At 52.8% G+C, this 16,135-nt stretch carries 16 protein-coding genes; 14 read left to right on the forward strand and 2 right to left on the reverse strand.

Annotation, left to right across the window (positions count from 1 at the left end; genetic code table 11):
- Nucleotides 1-30: 30 nt before the first annotated feature.
- On the reverse strand, nt 31-597 hold the full coding sequence (locus GGC63_RS29620; protein WP_192705345.1) for a GbsR/MarR family transcriptional regulator: 567 nt from the start codon (nt 595-597) through the stop codon (nt 31-33).
- 271 nt (nt 598-868) lie between these two features.
- Here GGC63_RS29620 and GGC63_RS29625 point away from each other — a divergent pair, with 271 nt between their 5' ends.
- Genes GGC63_RS29625 through GGC63_RS29635 form a run of 3 tightly spaced genes read left to right on the forward strand, consistent with a single transcriptional unit; the run spans nt 869 to nt 3,801 of the window.
- Nucleotides 869-2,086, forward strand: coding sequence for a quaternary amine ABC transporter ATP-binding protein (locus tag GGC63_RS29625; protein ID WP_192705346.1), 1,218 nt, complete (start codon nt 869-871; stop codon nt 2,084-2,086).
- The gene (locus tag GGC63_RS29630) at nt 2,064-2,903 is read left to right on the forward strand and encodes an ABC transporter permease (RefSeq protein ID WP_192705347.1); all 840 of its coding nucleotides are present in this window, start codon (nt 2,064-2,066) and stop codon (nt 2,901-2,903) included. Before GGC63_RS29625 ends, GGC63_RS29630 begins: the two co-directional genes overlap by 23 nt.
- A gap of 4 nt (nt 2,904-2,907) precedes the next feature.
- Nucleotides 2,908-3,801 carry a glycine betaine ABC transporter substrate-binding protein gene (locus GGC63_RS29635; protein ID WP_225948579.1) on the forward strand — a complete coding sequence of 298 codons (894 nt, stop codon included), beginning with the start codon at nt 2,908-2,910 and terminating at the stop codon, nt 3,799-3,801.
- 143 nt (nt 3,802-3,944) lie between these two features.
- On the opposite strand, the gene GGC63_RS29640 is transcribed toward GGC63_RS29635, so the two are convergent.
- On the reverse strand, nt 3,945-4,709 hold the full coding sequence (locus GGC63_RS29640) for a polysaccharide deacetylase family protein (protein WP_079913407.1): 765 nt from the start codon (nt 4,707-4,709) through the stop codon (nt 3,945-3,947).
- A 314-nt stretch (nt 4,710-5,023) separates the two neighbouring features.
- Here GGC63_RS29640 and GGC63_RS29645 point away from each other — a divergent pair, with 314 nt between their 5' ends.
- The 11 genes from GGC63_RS29645 to GGC63_RS29695 are packed head-to-tail and all read left to right on the forward strand — an operon-like array spanning nt 5,024 to nt 15,959.
- Nucleotides 5,024-6,670 carry a serine/threonine protein kinase gene (locus tag GGC63_RS29645; RefSeq protein ID WP_192705348.1) on the forward strand — a complete coding sequence of 549 codons (1,647 nt, stop codon included), beginning with the start codon at nt 5,024-5,026 and terminating at the stop codon, nt 6,668-6,670.
- A gap of 16 nt (nt 6,671-6,686) precedes the next feature.
- On the forward strand, nt 6,687-7,385 hold the full coding sequence (locus tag GGC63_RS29650) for an SAF domain-containing protein (RefSeq protein ID WP_192705349.1): 699 nt from the start codon (nt 6,687-6,689) through the stop codon (nt 7,383-7,385).
- A gap of 27 nt (nt 7,386-7,412) precedes the next feature.
- Entirely contained in the window at nt 7,413-8,696 is a 1,284-nt protein-coding gene (locus tag GGC63_RS29655; RefSeq protein WP_192705350.1) for a hypothetical protein, read from the forward strand.
- 5 nt (nt 8,697-8,701) lie between these two features.
- Nucleotides 8,702-10,393, forward strand: a complete 1,692-nt coding sequence (locus tag GGC63_RS29660) for an ATPase, T2SS/T4P/T4SS family (RefSeq protein WP_192705351.1) — start codon at nt 8,702-8,704, stop codon at nt 10,391-10,393.
- Nucleotides 10,371-11,363, forward strand: coding sequence for a hypothetical protein (locus GGC63_RS29665; protein WP_192705352.1), 993 nt, complete (start codon nt 10,371-10,373; stop codon nt 11,361-11,363). The genes GGC63_RS29660 and GGC63_RS29665 overlap by 23 nt, the downstream gene beginning before the upstream one ends.
- A 26-nt stretch (nt 11,364-11,389) precedes the next feature.
- On the forward strand, nt 11,390-12,283 hold the full coding sequence (locus GGC63_RS29670; RefSeq protein ID WP_192705353.1) for a hypothetical protein: 894 nt from the start codon (nt 11,390-11,392) through the stop codon (nt 12,281-12,283).
- Between the two features lie 24 nt (nt 12,284-12,307).
- A complete protein-coding gene (locus tag GGC63_RS29675; protein WP_192705354.1) occupies nt 12,308-12,544 on the forward strand; it encodes a hypothetical protein in 237 nt (78 codons plus the stop codon).
- Nucleotides 12,541-12,939, forward strand: coding sequence for a hypothetical protein (locus GGC63_RS29680; RefSeq protein ID WP_192705355.1), 399 nt, complete (start codon nt 12,541-12,543; stop codon nt 12,937-12,939). The genes GGC63_RS29675 and GGC63_RS29680 overlap by 4 nt, the downstream gene beginning before the upstream one ends.
- Before the next feature lie 7 nt (nt 12,940-12,946).
- Nucleotides 12,947-13,441 carry a hypothetical protein gene (locus tag GGC63_RS29685; protein ID WP_192705356.1) on the forward strand — a complete coding sequence of 165 codons (495 nt, stop codon included), beginning with the start codon at nt 12,947-12,949 and terminating at the stop codon, nt 13,439-13,441.
- Between the two features lie 37 nt (nt 13,442-13,478).
- On the forward strand, nt 13,479-15,299 hold the full coding sequence (locus tag GGC63_RS29690) for a hypothetical protein (RefSeq protein ID WP_192705357.1): 1,821 nt from the start codon (nt 13,479-13,481) through the stop codon (nt 15,297-15,299).
- Nucleotides 15,300-15,323: 24 nt separating this feature from the next.
- The gene (locus GGC63_RS29695; protein ID WP_192705358.1) at nt 15,324-15,959 is read left to right on the forward strand and encodes an S-layer homology domain-containing protein; all 636 of its coding nucleotides are present in this window, start codon (nt 15,324-15,326) and stop codon (nt 15,957-15,959) included.
- Nucleotides 15,960-16,135: the final 176 nt, after the last annotated feature.

A 16,135-nucleotide genomic window follows, 5' to 3' on the forward strand; every position in this document is an offset into this window, starting at 1 on the left:
TTGTCGTTGACGTTGAGATTGAAGTAACGTTTATTTATCAGGGGTCTCTTTAGGGATAAACTGATAAATATCGCCCGTTTCAAACGAGTCGATCAGCTTATCCAGCCACTTATAGTAAGCGATAGCATGCTTGATTTTATCTATATCCCTGCTCAAGCAGGTCTGAAGGAGCTCGTCATCGGGGAAGCGATTGGATAAATCCTGCAGCTCCGCTAACGATTTACGCATGGATTGCAAATTGATTTCCAGCGCCTTACGCCATTTGATGCCGAAATAATCGGCAAACGTCTGGTACCAGTCCGATTCTACCTCATAAAGATCCTTCCGCGATCCTTTTTCCCATACTTGATTCACCATCTTTAGATCCAGCAGCGAACGAATCCCCGTGCTCATGCTTGTCTTGCTCATCTCCATGGCTTCGCCCATTTCGTCAAGCGTCATCGGTTTGTTTTGAAAAAACATTAATCCGTATAACAGACCATGAGATAGCGTGATTCCATACAAGTCCATATTTTTGCCGATAGATTCGATGACGCGCTTCCGCGCTTTTTGAATCAGTTCTTCCTGCTCGGGCGCGATCCCTTCTAACCCGTTCATTCTTGCACCCACTCCTCTGTCGATGTCCTAGACTTAGATGGCAATCATCATTATCAGAACTCAGGATTATTGTAAGAAACTAAAGGCAGATTGTAAAGCTTTGGATAACGGACGATAAGAAAGGAATCGGGAGGATTTAACGTGTAAAGTTTGTAAAGTTTTTTCTGTACGTACAATACAAACGAAAAAAAGTGTTGACTCTGTATAAAGCTTTCTTTACACTTAGTTACGAGAGAACTGGAAACGAAATGGAATGGAACGAGGTGAGCCCATGGCCATTATCGAAGTAAAAGAGCTTTCGAAAGTATTTGGCCCAAATCCCGAAAACGTGCTCGGTCTTCTCGATAAAGGCTGGTCCAAGGACCGTATTTACAAGGAGACAAAGCATACCGTCGGGGTTAATAAAGTTAGTTTCTCAATTGAACCGGGGGAAATATTCGTCATTATGGGATTGTCGGGAAGCGGCAAGTCCACGCTGGTCCGGCTCCTGAATCGTCTGATAGAGCCGACGCTCGGAACGATTGCAGTCCACGGTCAAGATATCGTGCGGATGAGTCAAGAGCAGCTGAGGCAGGTTAGACGGAAGCAGATCAGCATGGTATTTCAAAAATTCGCATTGTTCCCCCATCGAACGGTGCTGGAGAACGTGGAATACGGTCTGGAAGTGCAAGGGATAGAGAAAGCATCCAGACGGAGCAAGGCGGAAGCCGCACTGGAGCTGGTCGGTCTGAAGGGATGGGATACCAGTTATCCCGATCAGCTGAGCGGCGGGATGCAGCAGAGGGTAGGGCTTGCAAGAGCTTTAGCCAATGACCCGGATATTTTATTGATGGATGAAGCGTTTAGCGCCTTGGATCCGCTTATTCGCAAGGATATGCAGGATGAGCTGCTGGAGCTTCAGGAGAAGATGAAGAAAACGATCGTCTTCATTACCCACGATCTGGATGAAGCGCTGCGGATCGGCGACCGGATCGCCCTGATGAAGGACGGGGCGGTTGTCCAGATAGGCACACCGGAAGAAATATTAATGAATCCGGCTAACGAATATGTGGAGCGGTTCGTGGAGGATGTCGATCTATCCAAGGTTCTGACTGCCGCTCATGTCATGCGCAGGCCGGAGACCGTGGGACTCGACAGAGGTCCGCGGGTAGCCCTGCAGCTGATGCGGGATAGCGGCATCTCCAATTTGTTCGTGGTCGATAGATCCAAGAGGCTGATTGGGGTTATCACTGCGGACGATGCCTCCAGAGCGGCTATGGAAGGTCAGTCGTTAGAGGATATCGTCATAGCCGATGTGCCTACCGTAGCCCCAGAAGTGCTGCTTCACGAATTATTCGAAATATGCGGCTCATCCAAATATCCCGTTGCCGTTGTCAATGAGAACGGCCGCATCGTAGGCGTGATTGTCCGCGGTGCCGTTCTGGGAGCTTTGGCTGGACAGCATATGGTAAAGGAGGTGACGGCGAATGATTCCGAAACTGCCTCTTGACGAGTGGGTGGAGAACGGGGTTGATGCGCTTGGGACACATCTGTCACTGTTCTTCGATGCGGTCGCGGCCATCATTGAAGGGATCGTAAACGGCATCTCTGCCGTACTCCATCTGGTACCGTCCTTATTATTTATCGTATTGCTGGGCGCGGTTGCGTACTGGTTCGCCCGCTGGCCTATGGCCTTATTCACGATCATCGGATTATACCTTATCGATAATTTGGGATATTGGGATCATACGATGGACACGTTGGCCCTGGTGCTGACATCGGCTATCATTTCTATCGTGCTCGGAATCCCGCTCGGCATATGGTGTGCGAAGGACCAGCGCGTGCAAAATGTGCTCACGCCGGCTCTTGATTTCATGCAGACGATGCCTGCCTTCGTCTACTTGATTCCGGCCGTTACCTTTTTCGGTCTGGGAGTCGTGCCCGGAGTTATCGCCTCCGTGATCTTCGCGGTGCCGCCAACGATTCGCCTGACGAATTTGGGCATACGCCAAGTTCCGGCCGATCTGATCGAAGCATCCCATGCATTCGGCTCTACGTCGGGGCAGATGCTGTTCAAGGTCCAGCTGCCTTTAGCGGTGCCTTCCATCATGGCAGGCGTGAACCAGACGCTGATGCTGGCTTTGTCCATGGTTGTCATTTCGTCCATGATCGGAGCCCAAGGCATTGGGGCCGATGTGTATCGGGCGGTCACGCAGATTAAGACCGGCCAAGGTTTCGAAGCCGGCTTAGCAATCGTTATTCTTGCTATTTTTCTGGATCGAATGACACAGCATCTCGTGAAGCGAAAAAGAACAAAGAGAGGGTAATGAAATGAAAAAAACGATGAAAGCATTTATGTTCGCGGGGCTCTCCGCCCTTGTTATTTTGACCGGTTGTGCCAAGGAAAAGGAATCGGCGCAAACCCAAACGATAGGCGCCCAGGTCAAGCATGAGATTATCGGGATCGATCCCGGGGCCGGGATTATGCAATCGACGGCGCAGGCGCTCAAGGATTATGAGCTTACGGATTGGAAGCTGGTCGAAGGCTCGGGAGCAGCCATGACCGCGGCTTTGGATAAAGCCTACAAGGATAAGAAGCCGATTATCATTACCGGCTGGACCCCGCACTGGATGTTCGGGAAATATGATTTGAAATATTTGAAGGATCCCAAAAATGTGTATGGCGGGGACGAACAGATTCATACGATTGCCCGTACAGGGCTAAAGAACGATGAGCCATCGGCTTACAGACTGCTGGATAAGTTCGAATGGACACCTGAAGACATGGCCAAGGTCATGGTAGATATACAAAACGGCAAAAAGCCGGAGGAAGCTGCCGCCGCATGGGTAAAGGATAATGCAGCCAAGGTGGACGAATGGAGCAAGGATATTCCTAAAGCGGAAGGGAAAAAGCTGAAGCTTGCCTATGTTGCCTGGGATTCGGAAATTGCCAGCACCAACGTTGTGAAGAACGTGCTGGAGACAAGGCTGGGGTATAAAGTCGAGCTGCTTCAAGTTGAAGCGGGACCGATGTGGGCCGGTATCTCTAACGGGGATGCGGATGCAATCGTAGCCGCGTGGCTGCCGACAACGCATAAGGATTATTATGAGAAGTATAAAGGGAAGTTTGAAGACTTGGGCGTTAACTTGAACGGGACCAAAATCGGACTTGTCGTTCCGTCCTACATGAATATTGATTCTATCGAGGATTTGAAAACAAAATAAACGATGCAGAGCAGGGAGCCGTTTTCGTGGGGAAAGCGGCTCCTTGGTCTGTCGGATGTTCCTGCTGATTAATAAAGAAGGAACCCTCCTTGTATCTGAAGCTGCGCTTATACGCTCATCCTTACCTAGCGGCTTGGCGTGGGTTACTGTATCGTATCACCCTGTTTTACGGGACTCAGCTTGCTGTAGGACAGCAGCTCGGAAATCGTAACAAACCGGTAGCCTCTTTTTTTCAGCTCAGGCAGTATGGTTTTCAAGGCAGCGATAGTCTGTGTCTGTCCTTCTACATAATCATGGAACAGGACGATATCACCGTTGCGGGCATTATTCAGCACGGTGGAGGTGATTTTGGAAACCCCTGGCGTATTCCAGTCCATAGTGTTCTGATGCCATGACCACATGACTATGGTAAAGCCTTCCTTTCTGGCGATGCGTACGAGAGTCTCATTGTAGTAGCCGCCCGGGGGCCGGAACAGGTGGGGCCTTTGTCCGCTTGCCTTAAAGATAGCGTCCTGCGTTTTTCGAAGCTCATCCTGCAACCGATTCTCGGATACCCTTTTATTGAAATATAAATGTCTATAGGTGTGATTGGCAAGCTCATGACCTTCGTCCGCTTCCCGTTTGACAAGATCAGGGTACAGCTCGGCTTTGTTTCCGATGATAAAAAAGGTTGCCTTGACCCCGTACTCTTTCAGTAAGTCCAAGATTATAGGCGTATCCTCGGGGTCAGGACCGTCATCGAAGCTGAGCGCTATGACCTGTTCCTCGGTCGGGACTTCCCAGACTACCTCACCCCGTTTTTCAAAATACGGTCGTCCCTTGCTGGGGGCGGCCGTTATGGTTGTACTGAATCCAAGCAGCAGTATGCAGCCTGAAAGCGCCAATACTTTAAAGTTGCGACTACGCATGTCATTGAGGCCTCCTATTGCATCCTAAATATGAGAGTGTACCATAGTTTTCCCCCAGCGAGTAAATTTAGACATCCGCTTCCTTCCAATTACAAGGACTGATTTGGTGTTCATGCTATTATTAGCAAGGATCGAAAACTGTTGCATAATCAAGAAATTTGTGGTAATTTATAGACAACATTGGATATTATGAGCGGAAGAACCGCCTCTATCCTGCGCTGACGCGCCGGGAAAGGGGCGGTTTTTTTGTCGTTGCAGGAAATACGGGTTCCGCTTCAGCATGAACATGATCTGGACAAGAGGTGAAATTTGGGATGAGGGGACAGCAGGGACTAGGCATTGGAGATCTGCTCGGACAGCGTTATCGCATTGAATCCGTCATCGGCAGGGGAGGAATGAGCACCGTTTACCTGGCTCAAGATTTGCGGCTGCCGGGCAAGCGCAGAGCAGTGAAGGAAGCGAGACTGGAAGAGGATGAGGCGTATGCAGGATTGGCGGAGGCGGACATGCTGGTTCGTCTTAACCATCCGAACTTGCCGGATATTATTGATTATTATGCCGGCGAACGGGGCGGGTACAGCTATCTGGTGATGGATTATATAGAAGGGGAAACGCTTCTGCAGCGCTTTGAGCGCAGCGGCCGCCGTCTGGGGCTGGATCAGGTAATGGATTATTCGCTGCAGCTGTGCGATCTGTTTCAGTATTTGCACAGCCGCAGGCCGGAGCCGATTATTTATCGCGACTTGAAGCCATCCAATCTGATGATCGATGTGCAGGAGCGGCTTCGGCTTATCGACTTTGGCATCGCGCGAAGCTACAAGGCAGGGCAAGCCGCCGATACGGTGCGGATCGGCACGGTCGGCTTCGCGGCCCCCGAGCAGTTCGAGGGGAGGCAGACCGATGAGCGCACCGATTTGTACGGGCTCGGGGCGCTTATGTTTTTTTTGCTGAGCGGAGGACAGTATTACCACGCCGCCCGCATGCAGCTGAGGGAGCTGGATGCGAAGCTCCCCTCCCAGCTTGCCGCACTCGTAGAGCGGCTGCTGCAGGCGGACCCGGCCGCCCGGTATCAAAGCGCGGCCGAGGTGCGCGAGGAGCTGCTGCGGCTGCAGGCGGAGCGTCGACCGCCGGCCAGGGCCGCTGCGATGCGCGGCGGCGGCACTGCGGCGCAGCCGCCGCGCATCCTTGCCGTAGGCGCGCTGTACAGCGGCGCCGGGGCCACCTTCGCGGCGATTACGCTTGCCCGTGCGCTGCACGGGCTGGGCGTACCGCACGCGGCAGCCGAACCGCCGAAGCAGCAGCCGGAGCTGCACGCGCTGCTGTTCGGCGAGAAGCATGCGCCGCCCGGCTATCGCTGCTACAACGCGGCGGGCGCCGACATGGCGCGGGATGCAGCCTGGACGGACGGCTGCACCCTATGGCTGCCCTCGGCTGCAGAGCCGCCGGGCGGCGAGCCCTCCAGTCGCTGGCTGCGAACGCTTCTGGAGCTGGATCGCCCCATTGTGCTGGTAGACATTGGGACGGAGTGGGATCGACCCGATATTCGCGAGCTTCTAACCGGGGAGACGGTCGATATCCTTTATGTCACAGACCCGATTCTTCATAAATTGGACCTTGAAGCGACGCGAAGAAGCCAAATCCAGCTGCAGCAGCTTAAGGAAGCAGGTAAGCGGGTTTACGGAATGGCTAACAAAACGGTGGCCTCCGGTCACACCGCCCAATGGCTGCGGGTTCTGCCCGAGCCGCCGGTCTGTCTTCTGCCTGCGATCGACTACGCGACCATTGCCGAAGCAAGCTGGCTAGGCCATAGGGTACAGGATCGCCCGATTGTGAGGGAGAAGCTGCTTCGGGCGGTCCAGCCGTGGCTGAGAGATTGGCTGGAGAATCAAGCCGGACTTGCAGGACATACTGCCGCTGGCGGTACGCTCCAGGTGCTTCGCAAGCTGTGGAAAAACGGATAACAGGAGAAGAAGCCCGATGAATTTCTGGTATAAATGCATGTATTATGTGCTGGTTATAGGCTTATGCTTGTCCGGGCCCGCACTGTTAATAGGATGGAAATGGGGGGTTGAGCCGAGATGGGGCACCGTGGAGGTGCTTCAGGCAGCTCGAACCGTAGAGCGCGGCGTACGATTATCGGAGGCAGACCTGAAGAAGGTTAAGCTGAAAAAGGAGCTGCTGGTAGACGGAGCTATAGATAAGCTGCCCCGTGCCCTTGGGCAGGAAACCACGCGTGTCATCCGGGCTAATGAGCAGATCACCGATGCCATGCTGAATACGAATCACCTTCTCCCCGGCCCGGGAGAATGGAATCTATCTCTCCCTGCGGAATGGATGTTCGGAAAACCGCCGGGAAGCCTGCTGCGGGGAGATAAGGTCTCTCTCCTGCTCGTGCAAAAGGAAGAGGCCAAAAAAGCGGAAGATAAAGCGGGCCAGGAGATGACTCGGGATAAACTGGAGTCGCTGAACATTCCGTTCGAGGAGGAAAAGAGGCTTGAAGAGATCGTCGTCAGCTACGTCAAAGGTACGAACAATCAGGAGATTGCTTCGACGGATGACCGGAAGAAGACGACCGGCGCCGTCAATACGGTGGAGCTGATAGTCAACGATGAGCAGAAGGAGCTCATTCGCAAATACGGCACCAAGGGTTACCGTTTTTTGATCATATACAGATAAGGAATATCAAGGGGAGGCGTACGATAATTGAATGCTTATGTAGTGGCAGAGGATCGGCGTTTGATAGAAGCGCTGCGGCTTTCAAACGATTATGGCTCCATATCACCGATCTCTAAGGAAATGATTGCCGTTCTGCTAATGGAAGGAGAGGAGCTCCGCGATAACGGCAGCTTCGATACGATCTTGGCGGAATTAGGCTTGGCGGCACCGGTCGGCAAAACGGGATCAGCAGGTGATGCCGAAGTTTGGATTGTCAGCGGAGAAAGTCTGGATATCTATGAAGCTATTGCTTTGCGGGAAAGATGTCCCGAGCCTGCTTTTATTTATTTGTTAACCAACGATCCCGATTTTCCAGCGATGAAAACTACCCAAAGCCTATGCGCTGCGCACGGAATCCGGTATGTGATGCCTTATCTGACCCCGGAACAGGCTGTCCGTGAAATTGGAAGACTGTGCTTCGAGAGACAGCCGACTGCAAGCAAAGTGATTACAGCCATTGGCGCGCTGCCGCAATCAGGTCTTACCTCAAGCCTTTTGTTGGCGGGGGTGCAGCTTGCCAGGCTGTCGGGCAAACGAATCGGCGTTCTAGGCTTGAACGGCTGGAACCCGGGGGATAGCGTTCTTAAGTACGAAGGCAAGTATTTGGATGAGCTGTGGGGCAGTCTTCAAGGACGGCAGCTGCATGGTGAAGAGCTAATAGGGAAAATGCATCAGGCGGCACCCGGCGTGCATTATTTGGCGGGCAACCGGGATCTGAAAAAGCTGTACTACTACCACACGGACGGGATTTCCTGGCTGATTGAGAAGGCGCGCGAATGCTTTGACCTTGTGCTGATTGATGCAGGCAGCTATCCGGATCATGCGTTGTCTGCACAAAGCATCTATGCTGCGGACCTTCTTTTGGTTCAAATGAACCAGAGTCAGGCGGCAAAAGAGCAATGGAGGCGAATGTGCGAGCAGATTCTATCCCCCGTGTTTCATTTGGAAAGCCGGCAGGCGATGCTGCTGTTCAATCGCATGGTTCGTTCCCCCGATATGGAGAACGAGAAGCAGCTGTCCCGTCAGCTGGACATGCCCTACGTCGGAAGTCTTCCTCATGTACCGTCGTTTTACCGGTGTGAATCCGAGAAAAGCCTGCTCCATCAGCATTGGCCCGATTATGACAAGGAATTGAACAAGCTGTGCCGGGCCATTCTTCATTACTACAGCATTCCCCTTCAGTCTGCTACGGGGGCATCAGCCTCCCGTATGGCGCCAAAAGCGGCCAAGGGCTCCTGGCTTCGTTGGATGAAGCCGTTGAAGGAGGCGTAAATCCAATGGAGGGTTACTCCAGATTCCATATCGGTCAATTTCATAGGGAAGCATCACCGCCGGAAGCTTCTTCTACTCTCCGTGCTAGCCAGCCTGCGGCTGAGCCGGGCCCGGCGATTGCCAGGAAGATGACATTCGATCAGGCATGCAAAACCTACAAGGAGCTGGTCGGTGAGCGTTTTGCCGGAACGATGCATCGCAGGGAGGACGATCCCCTGTCTGCCGACGGGACGAGAGTGGATGAGGCTCAGGCCTTCGTTGAGCTGGAAAATAAAGCGATCATCGGTGTTCCCGAGACTGTATCGGCCATTATGGAGCAAATTCAGTCCTATGTGGATCAGAACGGCCTTTACCAGGTGGAGCTGCCGGAATATTACGCCGGACTAAGGCCGTATGCCCGGGAGGAGCAGCAGTGCTACTCCGACATCACCCATGCGATGTTTCACGAAATCTACGGCTTTAAAGCGCTGGCCTGCTGGCAAAAGTACCCGGACAGCTACGCGGCTCAAATTATCGGCACCTCGATTTGGATTCATCATCATGGACGGCATGAGCGGATGCCCTTCCAGTTCGCATCCACCCAGGATGTCGATAAAATCATTCGCGCACTAACCAGGCAGAGGGAGGATGCCATTGTTAATTTATACAACACTACGCTGGAGGTTGATTTGTATACGGGGGAACGGGTGACGCTGACGGTCAAGCCGGATGTAAGGCATGATGTCATTACGTTTCGGCGGTTTCTGATCGGCAGGGTAACGGTGGATGATCTGGCGGACGAACGGCGCAAGACGATTCCGCCTGAAGCGGCTGTGCTTCTGAAGGGCATTTCCAAAACGCATTGCAATCTTTTGATCATCGGTCCGCCAGGGACCGGCAAGTCCACTACCTTGAAGGCGCTGCTCGCCGAAAGGGCTGACGATTACACCGGGGCAATTATTGAGAAGCATTACGAGCTGGCCGCGAGCCGGGATTTTCCCGAGAAAAAATTAATCGAGCGAGTTACTCATGAGAACACGTTCCATCATGCAATGGATCAGGTGCTTCGGTTCGACGTCGATTATGCAATCATCGGTGAAGTAAGAAGGATCGAAGCGGAAGGGGCTATGCTCGCTTGCGAACGGTTGATGAAAGGATTCGGAAGCACGTTCCATACGTGGAAGCCCGAGACGGTCCCATCCCAATTCGCCCGGCTGTTATGCTGCCTGAACCCGGGGGTGAGGTTCGAGGAGGAGGAGAAGCGGGTTGCTGATAATATAGACATTCTCATCGTTCAGACCCAGGATGTCCGGAGATCGCGCAAAAGAATCAAGAGCGTCATGGAGCTCCGCTATAACCGCTTGAACGGCGAGATCAGCACGCATGAGCTTATGCATTGGAACGAGAAGGACGATACGTGGTCCTACAGGAACGATCTAAGCGAACGCCTGCGCAAGGAAATGCGCGAGCTGCAGCCCGAGTGGGCCGAGATTACTGAACGGACGCTTAAGAGATTGGCCGAGGCATCGCCTATTCCCGAAGGGGAAGGGGTTGTCGTGTTGAACCCGGCGTATGCGAATCCGCTACATCGAATCAGCGATACTTTGGCGAGGCTCCAGCCCTATGAACAGAAGCTGCGTCAGGAAGCGGTAATCGGAGTACGTGAGTGTATCGAGGCTTGGGGAGGGCAGACAGGTGGCGCTCTATCCGATCGTTAATGCTGCAGTACTGTTCATCTCCGCTTGGCTGTTCACGGTGGGGCTGTATAAGACCTGTTATCCTGCGCTTCGTTATTGGGGGGAAGCCGTTCGAACCGACCGGCGATACCGCAAAGGAATGAGGCAGCTGCGCAGGCAAAAGGAGCCGGGGGAGGAGGCCTCCTGGCTGGCAGCCTTATGGCAGCGGTTGCGGCGTAAGCTGGAGCTGTTGCTAAAGGCTACGCATGGCGACCGTTTTCATGAATCTATGGTGCAGAAATTTGTATTGCTCGCTGTGTCGATGGCGGTTTCCGTTGGTCTTATCATTTATTTTATTACTTTGGATGTTCGTTTCAGCTTTTTTATGGGACTGCTTATTCTGGCGTGCCCGGTTGCTTATCACCGGTTGAAGCTCCGAAGCCTGCAAATTCAGAGCGGCTATGATCTGGCGGAAGCGGTCGGAATTTTATCCTCTAAATATAAAGTAACCAGGGGCAATATGCGAACCGCACTGCAGCTCGCCAGCCAGGAAATTTCGTCGGCGCCCATCCGCCGGCACTTTATGAACTGGATTCGCGAGGAGTTGAATTATGTGGATTCGCGCGAAATGGAGAAGGCGATTGAAGAGTTCATCTACAGCATTCAAACATCCTTTGCCAAGCAGCTGGGGCTGACAGTGCTCAAGGGACTGCTTCGCAGCGAGAATGTCGAGAGCACGCTCAACGCGATAGATAAAAATATTCATAAGCACATCGATATGCTGCGCGATGAAGGAGATTCGAGCTCGGAGGTGCTGCAGCTTAGCTGGCTGCACGTGATTCTGTTTCCTCTGTTGATCATTATTATGATCGTCTTTATGGGATATAACAGCACGATGCATTATCAGCTCGGGACCGAGCAGGGGCGATTCTGGCTGACGGTCACACTTTGCTTTATCGGCGGGTCCCTGCTGCTAGCGGTTTGGTTCCGCCGCCCTCCTAACGATTACTGAACAGGATTGGAGATGACGACAGCTTCATGATATGGCAATCCGGAGGCTATGTTCTGGCAAGCTCTTTATTCGCGCTGCTGATCTGCTTGCTTTATGTTTATGCCGCTTATTTGGTACACCGGAGAATGCGCGCGCCTTTATCTTTAAAGTATATGACCCGGCTGCAGTATTTGCAGCTGAAACGATGGCTGCAGCATCCGGAGCTGGAGAGGCGTTTGGAGCAAACAGGCTACCCGCTCAGGCTGAACGCCTGGAAGATTCAATCGATCCGATACGGCATAGCTCTGGTATGGATATTGAACAGTCTCTATGATGCTTCCTTCCATTGGGCTGAGCTTACCTGGCCCAGCTTGCTGCTTCGCCTGTGGGGGCCGGTTGTCGTACTGCTAGCCACGAATACAAAAGCTTCCTTGCTGACTTACCTGTTGAGCAAATGGAAGGAAATCGATGATGGTGAAAAAAATCGCGAGCTGTTCATGATTTACAGCATGATTGCAGATGAGCTTAAAGGCAACCCGAAGCGCAGGCTGAATCTTCACACCTTGCTGACCAAGCTTAGGGACTATACAGTGCGCATTAAGCCTTCCTTGAATAAAGGGCTGCGAAGGTTCGACGAGGGAGCCCATTTGGCGTTGCAGACGATTGCCGAGGATATCGGCACCCGGGAGGCGAAAGAGCTGTGCAAGCTGCTGGCGGATTTGGAGCTGACTCCTCCGGAGGACATCTCAGCCTTGGTCGATACCCGGGAGGAGAGCTACACGCAGATGCTGCGTGAAAACCGCCGCCGTCAAAGAAAGTTTTTCGGCAGCATCGCTTATGCGGCCGCATTCAGCCCGCTGCTCATTTATTTATGGAATGCGTTAAATATTGCTCAGCAGTATGTGACGGATTTAGCGCGCAGCACGAACCATTTTGGATAATGAAAAACAAGGAGCGAATAACGAATGAAACCGGCTTTGGAGAAATTTTTATTAATTGCGGCAACGCTGGCTGCTATCGGGATTTTTATTTTTGTAGCCTTATGGGGATCGATTAAAGAGAAGAAAACGCAAATGGACGACCTGTTCAACAACACCAACGTCCCCACCTCGTATCATTATCAAATCAAAGGAATACCGCAGACGGACTCCGTAAGGGTGGAGAATCCGCTGGCCGTAAGCTCTGAGTTCTTGACGGTATGAAGGCTGCTTTGGTGGAGATGCTGACGGTTTACATTTTAATGCTTCTGCTGTTCCAGCCGATCCTGCACGACATTTATTCGACACGGGCGAATGCGGTCGAGATGGTGCTGGATAGTGCGATCCAGAAGGCGGCCAATGCCGACAACGGCCGATTTACGCCGGAAATTATCGAGGAGATGCGGGGAACGCTCGTGCATATCTTTTTGCTGGATGCCAGCGATATCCGGTTTACCGGCACGACAGAGCTTACACCGAGGGGAGAATATATTGAAGGGAAACTATCGGTAAAAAGTACGCCAAGATGGCTCTTTCGCAGCCTGTTCGGCAGTCTCGAACGCGACCCGCCCGAAATCGTTCGTTATGCAAAGCAAATGAGCGAAGCTCTGGTACGGTGATCCGGGTATGAATCGGGTGCTGCTTCTCATTTTTGTAATTCCGATGTTTCTATATACGACAAGCTTTGAAGCGGACCGTTACGTGACCGAAACAACGCATAATCGGCTCAAATTCGCGATAAATCGGGGAGCACACGACGCTGCTTTGCAGGTGAAGAAGGACCGGCTTGCCGAAGGGGAAATCGTATTTGAGCGGAGCGATTCCAGAGCCGCCTTCGAAGCGGGCATGCGGTACAACCTGCAGCTTGACACAACAGGGGACCCTTATACAGGAACCCTATTGAAGGATCGGCCGATCGTCGTATTCGAGGACTATGTGGATGACAGTACGCCAGGAGTGCGGTTTCCTTACAGCTACGTTCGGGAGAGTGAGCACATATCCAAAGTGCTGAAGGGGCCTGCCGTCATTTACAAGGTCAAGGTGAAGCTTCCCAGAACCAATGGGCTGTCCTATAACGGTGATGTCTATAAGACGGTCATTTACGAATATCCGCTGGATTAAGCAGACTTGTTCAATAAATGAGGTGGATAACATATTTGTGAAAAAAGCAACGAAACTGGCGTCAGCCGGACTGCTTGCGTGTGCTGTGTTTTGTTCGCTGCTACCCGTCGGCACGGTACATGCAGCCGCTTCCGTACCGCCAGCCCCAAGCCTAATCCGGGTAGACAATAGACCAGCGGGAACGAGTGATCTCGTGACGGTAAGCGGTTTGTCGCCCGGGGACGTCGTGAAGGTATACGCAGACGGAGGTGCGGCTTCACCTATAGGGAGCTCTACGGTAAGCAGCGGTTCATCCAGCGCTACGGTAATAATCGATCAGTTAGGCTCGGCGGGCGGGCATATATACGTTACGGTAACGCAGCCTTCCTATTCCGAGAGCCGGCGTGTCGTCAAATCATTCCCGGAGGAGCCGGTCTCCGCTGCTCCTGCGGTGACCTCCATACGCATATCCAACCGGTCGGGCGGCGCAGCCGACCAAATTACGGTACGAGGTCTTCACGCTGGGGATATGGTAAAGGTATATAAAGATGCATCCAAAACAAGGCTGATCGGTTCCGGTACCGTAGCATCGAGCACGACCGATGGAACCGTCATTTCGGTCGGTCAGCTTGGCCCGGAGGAAGGCGTTATCTATGTGACTGTAACCGAGCCGGGCAGAAGAGAGAGCCGGGTGGTAGAAAAGGCATATGATGCGGAGCCAAGAACGGGCAGGCTGCAGCTTGATCAAATACGCGTTATCAATGAGCGGGGGTCAAATGATCATGTTATCGTTTCACAAGTGCAACCGGGCGATATTATCAAGCTTTACGCTACCCTTCGGGACTCCTCAGCCTTAGCTCAAGCCGTTGTGGCCGCAGGGGCATCCACTGTTGATATTCCTCTCGCGCTTCCTTCTACGGAGGGAGGCCAGGAGAGCATTTATGTTACGGTAACGACCTCACCGCTTTTGGAGAGCGAACGCATTTCGAAGCGATATAGTCCTGAACCTGTGACGACGGCATTAGCTCCAGGAATGATAGTCGTGACTAATGAGCAGGAAGGAACGGACGACCATATTGAAGTTTTTGGCCTTGCACCGGGGGATATCGTCAAGGTATATCCGTCTTTGGTTGCCCCGCATCCTTTGGCTGCGACAACGGTCAGCTCCAATTCCTCTTTAGCGGTCATCAAGCTCGGCCAGTTAGGTAAGCAAGCGGGCTATATCTATTTAACGGTCACTTCGGCATCCGGAAGAGAGAGCGCCAGGACGGTTAAAAGCTACGCGGCTGAGCAGGCGAGCCTTGCTCCATCGCGCTCGGATATTCAAATCCGCAACACGGCGGGGGCTAACGATACGGTTACCGTAATAGGGCTTCAACCAGGCGATAGGGTCAAGGTGTATGCGGAGGAAGCGGCTGCAGTTCCCATCGGTACGGCGATTGCGGACGCAACGGAAACTGCCGTTGTACATACCGCTTTACCGGAAACCGGGTATGGCACCGTGTATGTTACGGTAACCCGATCGCAGGGGGAGGAGAGCCGTCGAACACCTAAAATTTATGCGGCGGAGCCACTAACGCTGCCGCTCTCCCCTAACCACATTTACGTTAAGAATGTTACCGATCCTAACGTTGACGAGGTGACCGTGACCCATCTCAAGCCCGGGGATACAGTGAAGCTATACGCAGATGCCGAGTCCGTTCAGCCTCTGCTCACGGCATGGGGATCACAGGCTGTCTCTACTGTGCCGGAAGGCGGCTCCGTCGTGACAATCCCGCGTTTGCAGCTGAACTCAGAAGGCGGCAGGCTGTTTGTGACGGTGACCTCGCCGGAACGCCGCGAGAGCAGCCGTGTTCTTAAGGCGTATGAGGCAGAATAATTAAGATGAAACGAGGTAAGAGCCATGTCTACGATCAGGAGACAAACCAATAAAATGAAATTGATGTTTGCAGCTGCATCCATTGTGCTTATTCGCAGGACTGCTTATGTACTTGCGTTGGCAACTCTGCCATTTGCCTTTGCCTCTGGCGGAGGCTCGGCCCAAGCCGGTCTGGATTCTACCGAGTTTAGCGATATGAATGACCACTGGGCAAAAGTGCCCGTCCAGGAAGCTGTAACAGAAGGCATCGTCTCCGGCTACGATGATGGAACATTTCGTCCAGACCGCAGGGTTAATCGGGGGGAATTCATCGATATGCTGATTGCCGCTCTGCATATTCCATTGGCAGCTTCGTCTTCGGATCGCAGCAGCAATGAGGCCAGACTTCAGTCGCTGCGTGATATTGGCCTTCTGGAGGATAAAGATGCTCCCGCCGATGAGCTGGGTCAAGAGCTGCAACGTTCGGAGATGATTCGGCTGGCGCTTCGTGCTGTGGACCCTGAAGCGGGAAAGGCCCAGCCTTCTGAACAAAAAGAGCAGGCAATCGCTGCAGGCTTAATTGAAGAGGAAGGAGAGGAATCGAATGACTCTCGAACGGTGACACGCGCCGAGGCGGTCGTTGTGCTTCAGCGCTTGAAGCAGCTTGTTCAAGTAAGGTAATATTTCTGTTTCGGATAGCTTCATAAGCTTGCTTTGAAAAAACCAGATGTCGGCATAGGTGGATGCAGGCAGCTGGTTTTTTGTTGACATTTTCTATTTCCGGGCGCTCTCCGAAGCTTGTTGAAAGCATGGAGAAGATGGGGTACTCTAACAAAAGAGACAGCAGCCAATTGGTA

It is taken from the genome of Paenibacillus sp. OAS669, assembly GCF_014873645.1.
Lineage (GTDB): Bacteria > Bacillota > Bacilli > Paenibacillales > NBRC-103111 > Paenibacillus_S > Paenibacillus_S vulneris.

Coding starts and splice junctions, on each gene's coding strand:
- GGC63_RS29660 (WP_192705351.1), top strand. CDS start 8,702: ATGGAGGGTTACTCCAGATTCCATATCGGTCAATTTCATAGGGAAGCA.
- GGC63_RS29685 (WP_192705356.1), top strand. CDS start 12,947: ATGAATCGGGTGCTGCTTCTCATTTTTGTAATTCCGATGTTTCTATAT.
- GGC63_RS29635 (WP_225948579.1), top strand. CDS start 2,908: ATGAAAAAAACGATGAAAGCATTTATGTTCGCGGGGCTCTCCGCCCTT.
- GGC63_RS29645 (WP_192705348.1), top strand. CDS start 5,024: ATGAGGGGACAGCAGGGACTAGGCATTGGAGATCTGCTCGGACAGCGT.
- GGC63_RS29625 (WP_192705346.1), top strand. CDS start 869: ATGGCCATTATCGAAGTAAAAGAGCTTTCGAAAGTATTTGGCCCAAAT.
- GGC63_RS29680 (WP_192705355.1), top strand. CDS start 12,541: ATGAAGGCTGCTTTGGTGGAGATGCTGACGGTTTACATTTTAATGCTT.
- GGC63_RS29640 (WP_079913407.1), bottom strand. CDS start 4,709: ATGCGTAGTCGCAACTTTAAAGTATTGGCGCTTTCAGGCTGCATACTG.
- GGC63_RS29675 (WP_192705354.1), top strand. CDS start 12,308: ATGAAACCGGCTTTGGAGAAATTTTTATTAATTGCGGCAACGCTGGCT.
- GGC63_RS29695 (WP_192705358.1), top strand. CDS start 15,324: ATGTCTACGATCAGGAGACAAACCAATAAAATGAAATTGATGTTTGCA.
- GGC63_RS29650 (WP_192705349.1), top strand. CDS start 6,687: ATGAATTTCTGGTATAAATGCATGTATTATGTGCTGGTTATAGGCTTA.
- GGC63_RS29670 (WP_192705353.1), top strand. CDS start 11,390: ATGATATGGCAATCCGGAGGCTATGTTCTGGCAAGCTCTTTATTCGCG.
- GGC63_RS29620 (WP_192705345.1), bottom strand. CDS start 597: ATGAACGGGTTAGAAGGGATCGCGCCCGAGCAGGAAGAACTGATTCAA.
- GGC63_RS29630 (WP_192705347.1), top strand. CDS start 2,064: ATGATTCCGAAACTGCCTCTTGACGAGTGGGTGGAGAACGGGGTTGAT.